The following is a 14917-nucleotide window of genomic DNA, read 5'->3' on the forward strand; positions in this document are numbered from 1 at the left end:
GTCGGCTCATCTTGAAGAAAACGTAACAGCAGGCTGCAAAAAAACCACGAAGCTGTTTCACGGCATGTTTCACGAATTTGCGGAATCTTGACAATTGCAGGTGCGTCGCCTCATTGCAAAACAGGCACGGTGTGTAATAATGGCATGAATGCGTTGTTTGGCAATCGCCACAACGCCCACAACCGCGCAGCTCCGCCGCATAGGGCGAAGTTGACTACTCCGCGGCGCTCTCAAGGAGATCACCATGGTTGATCACGAGAACGATCAAGCCATTCATTCCCATCACTCTGCCGCAAGCGGGACCGAAAATCCAATGGTCGTCGACTCCGCGCAGGGTGTTCTGCCCCACGATGCCGACCCATCGTTGACCGATGCGCAGGCCGTGGCGGATGCGCTCAACGTCGATCCGAACGTGGGCCTAAGCCAAGCGGAAGCCGAACGCAGGCTTGCGAAGTTCGGCCCGAACGAGCTCGCCTCCGCGCCTCCCGTGCCGAAATGGAAGAAGTTCCTGGCGCAATTCAAGGACCCGCTCGTCTATCTGTTGCTCGCCGCGACCGCCATCTCACTGGTCGCGTGGTTCATTGAAAAGGCCAACGCGGTGCCCGGGGCGGAAGGCGGTGAGGCGCTGCCGTTCGACGCCATCGTCATCGTGCTCATCCTCATCGTCAACGCCGTGCTCGGCTACATCCAGGAATCCAAGGCGGAACAGGCGGTCGAGGCACTCTCGCAAATGACCGCACCGCAGACCAATGTGCTGCGCGACGGCAGAATCACCCGCATCAACACCGTTGACGTGGTGCCGGGCGACATCATCGTGCTCGGCGAGGGCGACTCCGTCTCCGCCGACGGCCGACTGTGCGTCGCCGCATCCCTGAGAATCGCGGAAGCCAGCCTGACCGGCGAAAGCGTGGCGGTCGGTAAGAAGGCGGATACGCTCGAACACGCGAAAGCCCTCGGTGACCGCGCCAACATGGTGTTCAACGGCACCTCCGTAACGCAAGGCACCGGACGTGCCATCGTGACCGGCACCGGCATGAACACCCAGGTCGGCAAGATCGCCGACCTGCTGCAGGCCACCGAAGATGACGAAAGCCCGCTGCAGAAGGAAATGAACTATGTTTCCAAGGTCCTGGGCATCGCGGTGTGCATCATCGCCGTCGTCGTGCTTGTAGCGCTTGCGATCACCGAAGGATTCAACGACATTCACGACGTGATCGACTCGCTGCTGCTGGCCGTCTCGCTGGCCGTCGCGGCCGTGCCGGAAGGCCTTGCCGCGATTCTGACGGTGGTGCTCGCCCTCGGCGTACAGCGCATGGCCATGCACAACGCGATCGTCAAGAAGCTGCATTCCGTGGAGACGCTCGGCTCCGCATCGGTGATCTGCTCCGATAAGACCGGTACGCTCACCCGCAACGAGATGACCGTGGAACGCGTAGTCACGCCCAGCGGCGAAGTGCAGATCACCGGTACCGGCTACGCGCCTGAAGGCCGCATGGTGATAGTGGACCAACGGACCCCGGAGCGTGCCGCGACCGAGATGGAGGCGGTGGCGACATTGGGCGTCGGCGCGCTGGCCAATGACGGCGACCTGCGGGAAAACACGCAGTCCGGCATATGGGAGGCCATCGGCGATCCCACGGAAGTCTCGCTGATCGTCGGTGCGCACAAGGTGAAGGCCGACCGGAGATATGCGCACTACAGTCGCGTCGGCGAGATTCCGTTCACCTCCGAACGCAAGCGCATGTCGATCGTTGCGCAGGATAACGCGGATGCCGGCAGGCTGACGGTCTTCTCGAAAGGCGCGCCGGATGTGCTGCTCGGCTATTGCAACAGAATCGCCGTCGACGGTGCCGTCCGCCCGCTTACGGAAGGCGACCGTCAGCAGATTCTGGCGACCGTCGAACGACTCTCCGGCGAAGCGTACCGTACGCTGGGGCAGGCCTACCGCCCGCTCGGCACGGCATCGCTTGCCGACGTGCCCGGCGTGATCCTCAACGCCGCGGGCCATGTCGCCGATATCGCAGAACAAAGCGACATACTGGAATCCGACTTGATCTGGGTGGGCATGGTCGGCATCATCGATCCTCCGCGCACCGAAGTGCGTGCCTCCGTCGCCGAAGCGCATCGTGCCGGCATCCGTACCGTCATGATCACCGGCGACCATCCGCTCACCGCGGCACGCATCGCCACCGATCTGGGCATCATCGAACAGAATGGCAAGGCGTTGACCGGCGACCAACTGGACGCCTTGCCCGACGACGATGCGCTCGACGCAGTGACGTCGGAAGTCTCCGTCTACGCTCGCGTGGCTCCGGAACACAAGTTGAAGATCGTGAAATCCCTGCAGCGCCAAGGCAACATCGTGGCCATGACCGGCGACGGCGTGAACGATGCCCCGGCCGTGAAAACCGCCGACATCGGCGTCGCCATGGGCATCACCGGCACCGAAGTGACCAAGCAGAGCGCGAAGATGATCCTTGCCGACGACAACTTCAGCACCATCGTCGCCGCCGTGCGTGAAGGTCGTGGCATCTTCGACAACATCAGGAAGTTCCTGCGCTACCTGCTCAGTTCCAACGTGGGTGAGGTATTCACCGTGTTCGGCGGCGTGATCTTCGCCGGATTCCTCGGCATCACCCAACCCGGCACGCAGGGCGTGACCGTGCCGCTGCTCGCCACGCAGCTGCTGTGGATCAACCTACTCACCGATGCGGCCCCGGCGCTCGCCATGGGCGTCGACCCATCCACCGACGATGTGATGGCCCGCAGACCGCGCCGCCTGACCGACCGTGTGATTGACGGCGAGATGTGGGGCGACATCATCTTCATCGGCGTGATCATGGCCGCAGTGACGTTGGTCGGCATGGACATGCATCTCGCCGGCGGCCTGTTCACCGACCGTTCCGTCGCGGCCGTCGGGCATGAGGCGCAGATGGTCGAAGCACGCACGATGGGCTTCACGATTCTCGTATTCGCGCAGATGTTCAATGCGCTCGCCTCACGCTCGCATCTGCAGTCGGTGTTCGTCGGACTGTTCGCCAACAAATGGCTATGGGGCGCGATCGGCGTTTCCGTGGCATTGCAGTTGGCGGTGATCTACGTGCCGTTCCTCAATACCGCGTTCGGCACCGTGCCGCTGAGCGCCGGAGCATGGCTCGAGTGCGTCGGACTGGCGCTGATCGTGCTCATCGCCTCCGAACTGCGCAAGTGCGTGCTACGTGCCATGCACAGGTAATGCCGGATGCACGCAGTGCTCACTGCGATGAGGGACGACGGCCGAAGCAGATAACACAAGGCGCTCGCCGGGTATTCCGACGAGCGCCCTTACGTTAGGAAGCCGAACGACTCAAGGCCCAATCAGTCCTGAATCTCGGCCTTGTAGAAATTCACGTACGAACGGCTCGGCGTTGGCCCGCGCTGACCCTGATAATGCGAGCCGGTGCCCTTCGAGCCGTACGGATGCTCGGCCGGCGAGCTCAGCCGGAAGAAGCACATCTGGCCGATTTTCATGCCCGGCCACAGCTTCACCGGCAACGTGGACACGTTGGACAGTTCTAGCGTGATATGCCCTTCGAAACCCGGGTCGATGAAGCCCGCGGTGGAATGCGTCAGAATACCCAGGCGGCCCAGCGAACTCTTGCCCTCCAAGCGTGCCGCGACGGTCGAATCCAGCTTCACATACTCCCATGTGGATCCCAGCGCAAATTCGCCCGGATGCAGAATCCACGGTTCGTTCGCGGCGACCTCGAACTGTTCGGTCAGCTCGCCCTGATTCTCCGCCGGATCGACATAGGTGTACGCATGATTGTTGAATAGGCGGAAGAAGCGGTCCAAACGCACGTCGATCGAAGCCGGCTGCACCATTTCCGGGGTCCACGGATCGAGTGAGATATGACCGTCGGCCTGGGCGGCGAGAATGTCGCGATCGGACAGCAGCATCAAAACTCCTTCAAGTCGTAACCGTACGCACTCTTCGCGCGCGAAACCACACTGCCTACCAGTCTAGCGCGCCATCGCTACGTGATGGCCGGCACCTGTACCGTACCAATCGCCAAGGCAGGCCGTTGCAGCTCTGCCGCCTAGCCGGCCTACAGCACGCCCGGTGCGATGTCGTGGATGGCCAGCCAGTCACGCAGGTCGCTGAACTCGTCGAGACTGACGGCGTGGTCGAGGCCGCGGTAGCCTCTCGAAGTCAGGAACGTGTGTTCGTCCAGCCATGCGGCGGTGGCGAAGATTTCCGGCTTGGGAATCACGGTATCGCTGTCGCCGTAACCGTAGAAGACGGGAATGTTCAGCGCGGCCAGACGATCGTCGGCAGGCGCGGTGTCGGCGACATGTCCCGGTGCGAGGAATCCCGACAGCGCGACCGACGCGAGATAGCGTTCCGGATGAACGCGCAGCAGATGAATCGCCAGAAGTCCGCCCTGCGAGAAACCGATCGGTACGACGGTGCGGTCTTCGGGAACGTTCGCGGCGACCCAGGCATCGATCGCATTCGCCGCGGCGAACGCATCACGGTCCAGATCGTCGCCGGACGGTACGCAATCATGGAACCAGGAATAGGCGCCCTGCCCGAAGCCGAATTCACCCGAACCGGCCTCCTGCAACACGAGCGGCGCCCGCAGTGAGGCGAAATCGTTATATGGGGCGACGTAGCGCATCATATCGGCGAGGTCGGCCTCATTCGAACCCCAGCCGTGCAGGCAAAGGAACAGCGGACGGCGCGGGGCGGCATTGCCGCCGCCGCGCGAATACTGCGCATGCGTTACCCACAAAGGATCGCCGAAGCGACCCGGTACCACATTCGATTCGCGTCCGATCAGATTGCCTTCGATTGCATCGCTCATGTCTTTCAATATAGCCCTTTCGACATGGCGCGCTGCGATGGCGAATGTCATCGACGGAGGAGAGGACAAAAAAAGAAGACCCCGGTGGGATTGCCACCGGGGAGAGAAAGGAGAGAGAAGAAGAAAGGGTTCAGTTTTCGGGAACTGCTGTGGCTCCTGATCAGCTGCTGTTTGCTGATAGCTCTTATATAAACAGTCCTTTCTGAGTGCATGTCTGATATTTTCTGTGAACTTTCTGGGAATCATGCATCCCGGCATGACATCCCGGCTTCCTCGACTCGGTATTGGCTTGCCCGATGTGATGCGGAACTCAGATCTGGGCGTCGGCATCGACGCTCATCACGTAGACGTTGCGGCGCAGCTGCTTGGATTGCGCACGCGTGATGTCGCCCGCCTCATACATGTCCTGAATCACACCAAGCTCGATGCCGTAGCTCTCACGCTTGACCTCTTCGGCCTGCGCCTGCGCTTCGGCGTTGTCGCCCACATTCGGGCGCGCACGCAGCGTGGCCTCGCCTCGACGGTAATCCAGCAGCAGACCGGAACAATGCTCGGTGTTGTACGTATCCTTGCCCATCTCCTCGTACAGCCGATCGATCACGTGCTCGATCGCGTCCACCTGCACGGCACGGGTATGGGCGAACAGTTCGTCGTCGCTGAACAGCGGCGTGGTGCGACGGATCTTGCTGTTCACGCGGCGCACCAGCATGCCCGTACGGCGTTGCAACGCCCTGAACCGGCCCTTCAGCTGCCAGATCGTGCGTCCGGAATCATGGGCGGTCTCGATATGACGCAACGAATTCATGATCTGGTCGAGCAGGCGCTCGCAGGCTTCGGCCTCCAGATCGTTGGCCGCCTTGTTCTCGCTCGGATGAGCCTTTGCGTCGGCCAGTCGCGCCTTCACATACTCCTTCTCCCAATTGAGTGCGTCGATCTGCAGCTGCATGTAGCCCTGCGGATCGGTTTCCCCGATGCGCTGCTTGAGCCGTGTGATGCGCTTCGTATAGGAGTCGATGATCATGAGCACGGCCTTGCGGTTATCGGACGTGACCCGTCCCGACAGCTCCTCCACGGTTCGGCGCAGCACTTCGATGGTGATTTCGCTCATCTCCATGGAAGCGTCCTTATCGTGGTTCGGCGCGAGCAGCGGCAGCAGGAAGTTGGCAAGCAGCAGCGTCACTACGATCACGCCGCCTGCGATGAAGATCAGCTCGTCACGCATCGGGAACCATTCACCGCTGCTGACGGTATAGGGGATGGTGAACATCAATGACAGGGTGATGGTGCCTTTCGGTCCGCCGAACGTCATGACGGCGGCCGAACGCCAACGCTGCGGCGTCATCTTGCGGCGCTTGTGCGTGGTCGTGTCGCGGGCGAGGCGCAGCATGAGCGAAATCCACAGGAATCGCATGACGATCACCACCGCGGAAACGGCCAGAATGGCCAGCAACAGTCGCCAGTTGCTGATTTCCGGGTCGTCCCAGCTGGCGCTCATCGCGTCCGGCAGCAGCATGCCAAGCAGAATGAACACGGTGCCGTTCAGCGTGAACGACAGCACGCCCCACACGCTTGACGATACGATGTTCGTGCGTGCCACATTCGGTCCGATGCCGGTATGGTCGAAGCGGATGGTCAGGCCGGCCGCGACGACTGCGAGAATGCCGGAGACATGCGCCGCCTCCGCGCCCAGATACAGCAGGAACGGCAGGAACAGTTCCATAAGGATTCTGCTGGTGGTCGTCTCCCAGCCGATGGAACGTAGCGATTCGAACAGGATGTCGGCGATCATGCCTACGGCCAGGCCGAAGATGGCTCCGCCGAAGAACGATACGACGAATTGCGTTGCCGACTGGCCGATCTCGAAAACTCCGCTGACGGCAGCCGCTATGGCGAACTGGAAGCCGACGATGCCGGAGGCGTCATTGAAGAGGGACTCGCCCTTCAGCACGCCCGTCTGACGCTGCGTCAGCGCGGCCTCCTTGCCGAGGGATGATACCGCCACCGCGTCGGTGGGCCCAAGCGAGGCGCCGAGTGCAAGGGCCGCGGCAAGAGTGATCGACGGCCATATGGAATGAAGTATGAAGCCGACCGCCACCATGGTGGCGATGGCCAGGCCGATGGCCAGCGACAACGATAGTTTGACCGAGCGCAGCAGTTCGCGTTTGTCGATCTCGTGCGCCTCAAGGTACAGCAACGGCGCGATGAACAACACCATGAACAGTTCCGGGTCGAGTGTGACATCCGGAAAGAACGGCAGCTGCGTGACCAGTGCACCCAATGCGATCTGCACGAGCGGGGTGGAGACCTTGGGAATGAAGCGACTGAGGAATGAAGATAATACGACGGCAGCAATAATGCATAGAATCAGTTCGAATACCGCCAACGTGCCTCCTTTGCGCGTGATTGCCCCCGCCTGTTCCAGACTACCAAGAGGCATTTATGCGCGTGTTTCGTACACTGGAGGCATGGCGTGGAATGAAAGTATGGAAGTCGCGCTTCGACTGGCACGTGAGGCGGCGGTCGAAGGGGAGGTGCCGGTCGGGGCCGTGGTGCTGGACTCCTCCCGCCAGGTGATCGGTTATGGACGCAATCTGCGAGAGGCCGACCGCGATCCACTTGCCCATGCCGAGGTCAAGGCCATGGCCGAAGCCGCGCATGCACTCGGCACTTGGAATCTTGCCGACTGCACGCTTGTCGTCACACTTGAGCCCTGCCCGATGTGCGCCGGCGCCTGCCTGCAGACGCATGTCGGCCGCATCGTCTTCGGCGCGTGGGACGCCAAGCTTGGTGCGTGCGGTTCGGTCTGGGACATTCCCCGTGATCCGCATATCGGCAGCATTCCGGAAGTCATCGGCGGCGTACGGGAATCGGAATGTGCGCAGGTCCTCACGGATTTCTTCATCGGGAAACGAGGCGCCGACGATCCGCTCCGACGGAAGTGACGAGTGGAGGCGCGACGACAATCCGGAATTACTTTCCGAAAATAAGAAACACGCTGCGACGGGTCAAGGAAAACCGGTTGCCGTAGCATCGAAAACGTCATACTCAGGAAATATTCGCATATCAAAGGATGTTGCAATGACGCTCATTCAATCGTTTCAAGGATCTGCCTCCGACGGCACCGCGCTGACCGCCGTCTATGCCGAGCAGCCAGCCTCCAGCGTGGCCCTCGCCATGGTATTCCCCGGCACCGAGCTGCCGCGACTGGTGTATTGGGGCCGCCCGCTATCCGCTCCCGAAACCGTGGTCGGCCTGTACGATGCCCTACGTCCGCAGCGCGTCTCCGGCGCGCTCGACTACACCGCATGGCCGAGCGTACTGCCGACCCAATCTGAATCCTGGATCGGTGCCAAACGTTTCGAAATCCGCCGCGACGGACGTGAGCTGTTCTGCAAGTTCGCCGTCACCGACATCAAGGCCGAGACCGTGGAAGGCGGCAACGCCTATGAAATGACCATAAAGGACGGCTATCCGCAGTGGAACGTGGCCGCGGAACCGAAACGGACACCGACCATCACCGCCACCGCCGAAGACGTGGAACAAGGTGTGAAACTCATCTGGACCTGCGAAGTCGACGTGAGCGGTCTCGTACGCCAGCGGGCCACCGTGATCAACACCGGCGAGGGACGGCTGGAAGTCGGCAAGGTGGAACTCGGCTTCCCCGTGCCGGCCGACGCCACCGAAATCCTTACCACCACCGGCCATCACCTGCACGAACGTTCGCCGCAACGCCAACCGCTGACCATCGGCCGTTTCGAAAAGGTCTCGATGACCGGCCGTCCTGATTTCGACGCAACCCTGCTGCTGTCCCTCGGTGAAACCGGCTTCGGATTCACCCGCGGCAATGTCTACTCCGCACATGTCGCATGGAGCGGCAACAGCGTGCTCTCCGCGGAACGACTGCCCTATACCACCGGCATGCTCGGCGGCGGCGAGATGCTCTTCGGCGGCGAAATCACGCTGGCCGACGGCGAGGAATACACAACCCCGTGGGTATGCGGATCCTTCGGTGAAGGCCTTAACGAAGTGGCCTCCCGTTTCCACTCGTTCATCCGCAACACGCATCGCGACTGGAACGCCGAGTACGGCATCGCCCTCAAACCGCGGCCGGTCATCCTCAACACCTGGGAGGCCGTCTACTTCAACCATGACTACGACACCCTCACCGCACTGGCCGACAAGGCCGTGGAAAGCGGCGTCGAACGTTTCGTGGTGGATGACGGCTGGTTCGGCTCCCGCCGTGACGATACCTCCGGCCTTGGTGACTGGGAGATTTCGCAGGACGTATGGCCTGACGGCGACAAGTCGCTGAAGGCGCTCGCCGATTACGTGCACGGCAAGGGCCTCGAGTTCGGCCTGTGGTTCGAACCGGAAATGGTCAACCCCGATTCCGACATGTTCCGGACGCATCCGGATTGGGTCCTGAAGCCCACTCCCGGCCGCCTGCCGATGCAGGGGCGCACCCAGCAGGTCGTCGACCTGACCAATCCGGACGCCTACGCCTACGTGTACGGCGCAATGGACAAGCTCGTGGGCGAGCTTGGCATCGACTACATCAAGTGGGATCACAACAAGCTCGTCACCGAAGCCGTTTCGCCGTATTCCGGCCGTCCGGCGGTGCATGGGCAGACGCTTGCGGTCTATAGGATCTTCACCGATTTGAAGGCCGCACACCCGGGACTTGAAATCGAAAGCTGCTCCTCCGGTGGCGGCCGCGTGGATCTTGGCATCCTTGAAGTGGCCGATCGCATCTGGGGCTCCGACTGCGTCGATCCGGTGGAGCGTGCCGATATCCAGCGCTATACCTCGCTGCTCGTGCCGCCGGAGATGATCGGTGAGCATGTGGGCGCCTCGCCGGCGCACTCCACGCATCGCGCCACCTCGCAGGAGCTGCGTATGGCCATGGCGTTCTTCGGGCATATGGGCATCGAATGGAATCTGCTCAAGGAGCCGCAGGCCGACATCGACAAGCTCGCCAAATGGGTCGCCGAGTTCAAGAAGCATCGTGAATGGTTCGCCGTCGACACGGTGGTGCACTCTGATGCCGCCGATCCGGCCGTGCGTGTGGACGGCTGCGTCATGCCGAACAAGGCCGCCGCAATCTACCGCTTCACGCAGCTGACCACCTCGCAGACCTATCCGGCCGCGCCGGTGCGTCTGCCCGGCCTCGATCCGGATAAGGTGTATACGGTGTCACCACTCGACGTGAGCCTTGACCTGGTCAAGCAAGACATCACCAATGGGCAGAGTCCGCTCGGCTGGTGGAATCCGGAAGGTGTGAAGATGACCGGGCGTGCGCTCGAAACCTACGGCATCCGCCCGCCGTCGCTTCACCCCGCCCAGGCCGTCCTGTTCAAGGTCGTGGAAATCTGATTGCCTAAGTGCCGGTAAACGGCTTCTTCCGGATCGAACCGAGCATTCGGATCCTGATGATCGATGAGGGTGCGGTTCGATCCGGCGGAGCGGTATACGCAAGGAGCTGGGTCAGCCCACATACTGGCGGATGGCTTGGGAGGCCGCGGCCTTGGCCCATAGCGCCCAATCGTGGTCCGGTATCTCGAAATCCACCGGCGCGGCCTGGCTGTGGCGGTAGCTGTTGATGCCATTGCGCAGGTCATCGATGCCAAGTTTGGCGATGAACGACGATTCGCCGGCGATCATGATCTTCTCCGGCATGGCGATGTTCGCGATCGTCGCCACCAGCGTTCCCAATCGGAAGCATGTACGATTCACGAGTTTCGTGGCCTGCGGTACATTCGCCTTGGCGTCGCGCGTGAAATCGTCGAACGTGACCACGCGGCCGATCGCATGCGAGTATTCCTCCACGATGGAATCGTCACTCAGGCATTGCGCGCATCCCTTGTGGCCTGATACGCAGCGTGGACCTTCCGGATCGACCGGAATGTGCCCCACCAGACCGTAGGATTTGTCCGGGCAGTTCACCAGTTCGCCGTTCAGCGCCAGCGAATACCCCACGCCCACTCCAATCGTAAGCACGGCGAAACTGTTCAATCCCACCCCCGAGCCGAACAGGCAGGCATCCACCAGCAGCGAATCGATGTCGTTGTAGATGCCTGCCGGCAGTCCGGTGGCCGCACGCACCATCCGTGAAAGGTTCACCGGCTGCGACCAGTGCATGAACGGCGCGAACGTCACCAACGAATCGTTCACCACATGGCCGCCGATGGAGATGCCGACCGCACATGGTTTCGGCCATCCGGCCATTGCCGCTTCGCTGGAGCAATCCGTCACCAGGCGGCTGATGATCCGCACCACGACCTCCGGCGAAGTATCGTCGATCACCTGCTCGTGGCAACCGGTGATGATATGCCCGCCCGCATTCACGGCCACGGCGGAAGCGAGCGAGGCGTTCAATTTGATGCCGACGAACGTGCGCGCATCCGTGATGATGCGCAGTCCCGTCTGTGGCCGACCGCGACGTTCGCCGCTGTCCTTCACCGTGAACCCTTTTGGCAATCTGCCCGTCTGGTCGGCGGTCATCGGGGTCTCCTCGACAACGCCGGCATAGATCAGATCGCTGGTGATGCGTGAGATCGCACCCTGCGAAAGACCGAGGATCTGCGCCAGCGTAATGCGTGCGATCGGCCCGTATTTCATGATGCTGGCCGCCACTTTATGGGTGTAGCTCGAGCCGTCGAACCACTGTGGAAGAGGAGAATCTGCCATGTATACGTTCCTTTACGCCGATTTACTTTCCCAGAATAACAAAATCTCGACGTTTAGTTTCCGCAGGGCGTAGGCGCGCAGGCGCTGGGAATGAAAACCGTCTCCATCTAGCATCCTGAATAACGGTGGCGTGGTGAAGGTGCCGTGACCGCCGCAGACAAAGAAGTAGCAAGGAGTCGAGAATGAAACCTGATTCCACAACCAGTGCAGGCAAGATCAGGAGGATTGCATACCGTGCGCTTACCGCTGCATGTGCGGTCGCGATTGCGGCCGGCCTCGCCGGCTGCGGCGACAGCACCGCGGGAACCGTCACGTTGGATTTCTTCCAGTACAAGTCCGAGGCTGCGGATTGGTTCACGGCGAAGGCCCGAGAATTCGAGAAGACCCATCCCAACATCAAGATCAACATCAACAACTCCTCCGACGCGACCACCGATCTGCGTACGCGTCTGGTGAAAAACCGTGAACCCGACATCATCACCATCAATGGCGACATCAACTACGGCATGCTGGCCGAAGCGGGCGTGTTCCATGACTTCACCGACGACGAAATCGTCGACAAGCTCAATCCGGGCATGGTGAAGATCGCCAAGAACCTGGTGCAGACGGAGGACCAGTCCAAGAAGCGTCTGTACGCCATTCCGTACGCCGGCAACGCAAGCGGCTACATCATCAATGCCGATGTGTGGGAGGCGGCAGGCGAGGATCCCGACAATCCTCCGCAGACCTGGAGCGAATTCATAGCGCTGCTTAAGCGTTTCAAGGAGAAGGGCATCACACCCATCGAGGCGAGCACCGCCGATCCGTGGACGCTGCAGGCTCCGCTATCGTCCCTCAACTCCACGCTGGTGCCGGAATCGGAATACAGCAAGCTCAAGGACGGCTCCAAGACGTTCTCCGACCTGTGGGGCACGGTCAGCGACGAGTTGGTCGAAATCTACCAGAACTACACGCAGAAGAATCCGGCCGTCACCTACCAGCAGGCGACGCAGGATCTGGCGGCCGGGAAGGCCGCGATCCTGCCGCTGGGTACGTATGCGATTCCGCAGGTGCGTCTGATCAACAAGAACGCCAACCTGCGCTTCGCGCAGATGCCGGCCACCGACAATGCCAAGGAGCAGCAGCTCACCGCCGGCGATGACGTGATGCTGACCATGGGCGCGCATACCAAGCATGAGAAGGAGGCCCGCCAATTCGTGGACTTCCTCATGAGCGAGGAGAACGTGAAGGACTACTCCGAGCAGCAGTCCGCATTCACCCCCTACAAGAACACCTACGTGGGCGATGATGCGTTGAACGGCGTGCTGAGCTTCTACAAGGCCGGCAAGCTGACCGACTTCTGCGACCACTACGTGCCGGCCAGCATCAACATCGCGGGCTTCCTGCAGACGCTGATACAGACGGGCGACAAAGACAAATTCCTGAACAGCATGCAGTCCGAATACGACAAGATCGAAGCTAGGAACTTCAGGTGAGAGGAGGCGCGGACATGACTGGCAATACTGCAACGAAGCCTGCGAAGAAAAAGGTTTCGAAATTCTCCAAGCGCAAGGTCGATCCGGCGTTCTATTGGATGACCGTGCCGGCCGCGATTCTGGTGGCGATCTTCCTGTACTGGCCGTTCCTGCAGGGTGCGGCGTACTCGTTTACCAACTCCCAAGGCTACGGCGACTTCAAGTTCATCGGTTTCAAGAACTACATCGCGATGTTCCAGGATGCGCGTGTGGGCAACGCCTACATGTTCACGATCTTCATCGCGGTGCTGATCACGATCGGCACGAACTTCATCGGCATGTTCCTCGCGGTGCTCCTGAATTCCAGGATCGCCTTCAAGAACGGCTTCCGTGCGATCTTCTTCATTCCGTACACCTTGTCGGTGCTGGTCATCGGCTATGTGTTCAAGTACATCTTCATGACCCCGTTGCCGGCACTCGGCCAGGCGCTGCACATCGATTGGCTGTCCACGTCGATGATCTCCAACCCCGACCTGGCATGGTTCCCGATCGTGTTCCTGTCGATCTGGCAGGGTGTGGCCTACTCCACCCTGCTGTACCTGGCGGGTCTGCAGACCATCGACAACGAGATCTACGAGGCGGCGTCCATCGATGGCGTGAATGCCTGGCAGAACTTCTGGCAGATCACCTTCCCTCTGATCGGACCGTTCTTCACGATCAACATGGTCCTGAGCCTCAAGAATTCGCTCGGTGCGTTCGACCAGATCATGGCATTGACCAAGGGTGGTCCGGATTCCAAGACCGAGACCGTGTCGTATCTGATCTTCCAGAACGGCCTGGGCAACGGTGAATACTCCTACCAGATGGCGAACGCGGTCACGTTCTTCATCGTGCTGGCAATCCTCGCATTCGTGCAGCTGAAGTTCTTCAGCGGCAGGGAAAAGGTCTGAGAGTAAGGGGAAGAAATCATGACTAGCGCAACTGTTGCATCGAAGACCGCTGCCGCGGGTTCCGGCAAGCCGGAGAAAATCCGCAAGGACCGCAACATCAACTGGTGGCTCACCGCGGCCGTGGCCGTGCTCAGCCTCACCGTGCTGGTGCCGCTGTACTTCACCGTGGTCACCGCGTTGAAGACCCCGGGCGAGGCGGGCACGTTCAGTCTGCCGACCTCTTGGGAATGGCATAACTTCGCTGACGCGTGGACCAAGGTGAACTATCCGAAGGCCGCGCTCAACTCCGCGATCATCACCGTGTGCGCGGTGGTTCTGACGCTGCTGACCAACACCTTCGTGGCGTACGCGGTCGCAAGGAATATGGACAAGCGATTCTTCCGCTTCCTGTACTACTTCTTCCTGGCGATGATGTTCGTGCCGTTCACCGTGATCATGCTGCCGATCGCCAAGGAGATGGGCACCCTGCATCTCGACAATCAGCTCGGCCTGATCATCCTGTACACGATTCTCGGCATCGGCACCAACCTGTTCATCGCGATCGGCTTCATCCGCTCGATTCCGGTGTCGTTGGAAGAGGCGGCACGCATCGACGGCGCCTCGACCTGGCGCATCTTCTGGACGATCATCTTCCCGTTGATGGGCCCGATCAACGCCACCATCGCGATTCTGACCGCACTGTGGGCTTGGAACGACTTCCTGCTGCCGCTGATCACCCTGACCGATCAGAGCAACCAGACCATCCCGCTCGCGCAGTACGTGTTCCAGAGCCAGTTCACCTCGAACTATCCCATGGCCTTCGCCTCCTACCTGATGGCCATGGCCCCGGTGCTCATCGTCTACATCTTCGCCCAGAAGTGGGTCGTCGGCGGTGTGATGAGAGGCGCTGTGAAGTAAACGGTCCCTTGGACCCCTCGGCAGAGGGAGAAAAAGCGGGAGCCCCACGGCATACGTGGGGCTCCCGCTTTGCGTTTCCCAT

At 61.0% G+C, this 14917-nt stretch carries 10 protein-coding genes; 6 read left to right on the forward strand and 4 right to left on the reverse strand.

Annotation, left to right across the window (positions count from 1 at the left end):
- The first annotated feature begins 244 nt into the window (after positions 1–244).
- Positions 245–3235: a cation-translocating P-type ATPase gene (locus BMOU_RS10460; RefSeq protein WP_034877545.1), complete on the forward strand. Its 2991-nt coding sequence runs from the start codon at positions 245–247 to the stop codon at positions 3233–3235.
- 122 nt (positions 3236–3357) lie between these two features.
- Here the strand turns inward: BMOU_RS10460 and dcd are convergent, their stop codons facing one another.
- The 3 genes from dcd to BMOU_RS10475 all read right to left on the reverse strand — a co-directional run bounded on the left by dcd (position 3358) and on the right by BMOU_RS10475 (position 7230).
- On the reverse strand, positions 3358–3939 hold the full coding sequence (dcd, locus tag BMOU_RS10465; protein ID WP_034877546.1) for a dCTP deaminase: 582 nt from the start codon (positions 3937–3939) through the stop codon (positions 3358–3360).
- A 149-nt stretch (positions 3940–4088) separates the two neighbouring features.
- Positions 4089–4847 carry an alpha/beta hydrolase gene (locus BMOU_RS10470; RefSeq protein ID WP_034877547.1) on the reverse strand — a complete coding sequence of 253 codons (759 nt, stop codon included), beginning with the start codon at positions 4845–4847 and terminating at the stop codon, positions 4089–4091.
- Positions 4848–5157: 310 nt separating this feature from the next.
- Complete coding sequence (locus tag BMOU_RS10475; protein WP_034877549.1) at positions 5158–7230, reverse strand: Na+/H+ antiporter; 2073 nt, start codon at positions 7228–7230, stop codon at positions 5158–5160.
- Positions 7231–7312: 82 nt separating this feature from the next.
- Here BMOU_RS10475 and BMOU_RS10480 point away from each other — a divergent pair, with 82 nt between their 5' ends.
- Positions 7313–7789: a nucleoside deaminase gene (locus tag BMOU_RS10480; protein ID WP_034877550.1), complete on the forward strand. Its 477-nt coding sequence runs from the start codon at positions 7313–7315 to the stop codon at positions 7787–7789.
- A gap of 136 nt (positions 7790–7925) precedes the next feature.
- A complete protein-coding gene (locus BMOU_RS10485; protein WP_034877551.1) occupies positions 7926–10220 on the forward strand; it encodes an alpha-galactosidase in 2295 nt (764 codons plus the stop codon).
- Positions 10221–10331: 111 nt separating this feature from the next.
- Here the strand turns inward: BMOU_RS10485 and BMOU_RS10490 are convergent, their stop codons facing one another.
- Positions 10332–11534: an ROK family protein gene (locus BMOU_RS10490; RefSeq protein ID WP_034877553.1), complete on the reverse strand. Its 1203-nt coding sequence runs from the start codon at positions 11532–11534 to the stop codon at positions 10332–10334.
- Positions 11535–11716: 182 nt separating this feature from the next.
- Between BMOU_RS10490 and BMOU_RS10495 the strand changes: the two genes are divergently transcribed.
- Genes BMOU_RS10495 through BMOU_RS10505 form a run of 3 tightly spaced genes read left to right on the forward strand, consistent with a single transcriptional unit; the run spans position 11717 to position 14835 of the window.
- Positions 11717–13009, forward strand: a complete 1293-nt coding sequence (locus BMOU_RS10495; protein WP_034877555.1) for an ABC transporter substrate-binding protein — start codon at positions 11717–11719, stop codon at positions 13007–13009.
- Between the two features lie 14 nt (positions 13010–13023).
- A complete protein-coding gene (locus tag BMOU_RS10500) occupies positions 13024–13938 on the forward strand; it encodes a carbohydrate ABC transporter permease (RefSeq protein WP_034877557.1) in 915 nt (304 codons plus the stop codon).
- An 18-nt stretch (positions 13939–13956) separates the two neighbouring features.
- Positions 13957–14835, forward strand: a complete 879-nt coding sequence (locus tag BMOU_RS10505; protein ID WP_034877559.1) for a carbohydrate ABC transporter permease — start codon at positions 13957–13959, stop codon at positions 14833–14835.
- Positions 14836–14917 lie beyond the last annotated feature (82 nt).

This window comes from Bifidobacterium moukalabense DSM 27321 (assembly GCF_000522505.1).
Classification (GTDB): domain Bacteria; phylum Actinomycetota; class Actinomycetes; order Actinomycetales; family Bifidobacteriaceae; genus Bifidobacterium; species Bifidobacterium moukalabense.

What these genes read in the sequence shown, in the direction of transcription:
- BMOU_RS10495 (WP_034877555.1), top strand. Translation starts at nt 11,717, where the DNA reads ATGAAACCTGATTCCACAACCAGTGCAGGCAAGATCAGGAGGATTGCA.
- BMOU_RS10470 (WP_034877547.1), bottom strand. Translation starts at nt 4,847, where the DNA reads ATGAGCGATGCAATCGAAGGCAATCTGATCGGACGCGAATCGAATGTG.
- BMOU_RS10480 (WP_034877550.1), top strand. Translation starts at nt 7,313, where the DNA reads ATGGCGTGGAATGAAAGTATGGAAGTCGCGCTTCGACTGGCACGTGAG.
- dcd (WP_034877546.1), bottom strand. Translation starts at nt 3,939, where the DNA reads ATGCTGCTGTCCGATCGCGACATTCTCGCCGCCCAGGCCGACGGTCAT.
- BMOU_RS10505 (WP_034877559.1), top strand. Translation starts at nt 13,957, where the DNA reads ATGACTAGCGCAACTGTTGCATCGAAGACCGCTGCCGCGGGTTCCGGC.
- BMOU_RS10460 (WP_034877545.1), top strand. Translation starts at nt 245, where the DNA reads ATGGTTGATCACGAGAACGATCAAGCCATTCATTCCCATCACTCTGCC.
- BMOU_RS10485 (WP_034877551.1), top strand. Translation starts at nt 7,926, where the DNA reads ATGACGCTCATTCAATCGTTTCAAGGATCTGCCTCCGACGGCACCGCG.
- BMOU_RS10500 (WP_034877557.1), top strand. Translation starts at nt 13,024, where the DNA reads ATGACTGGCAATACTGCAACGAAGCCTGCGAAGAAAAAGGTTTCGAAA.
- BMOU_RS10490 (WP_034877553.1), bottom strand. Translation starts at nt 11,534, where the DNA reads ATGGCAGATTCTCCTCTTCCACAGTGGTTCGACGGCTCGAGCTACACC.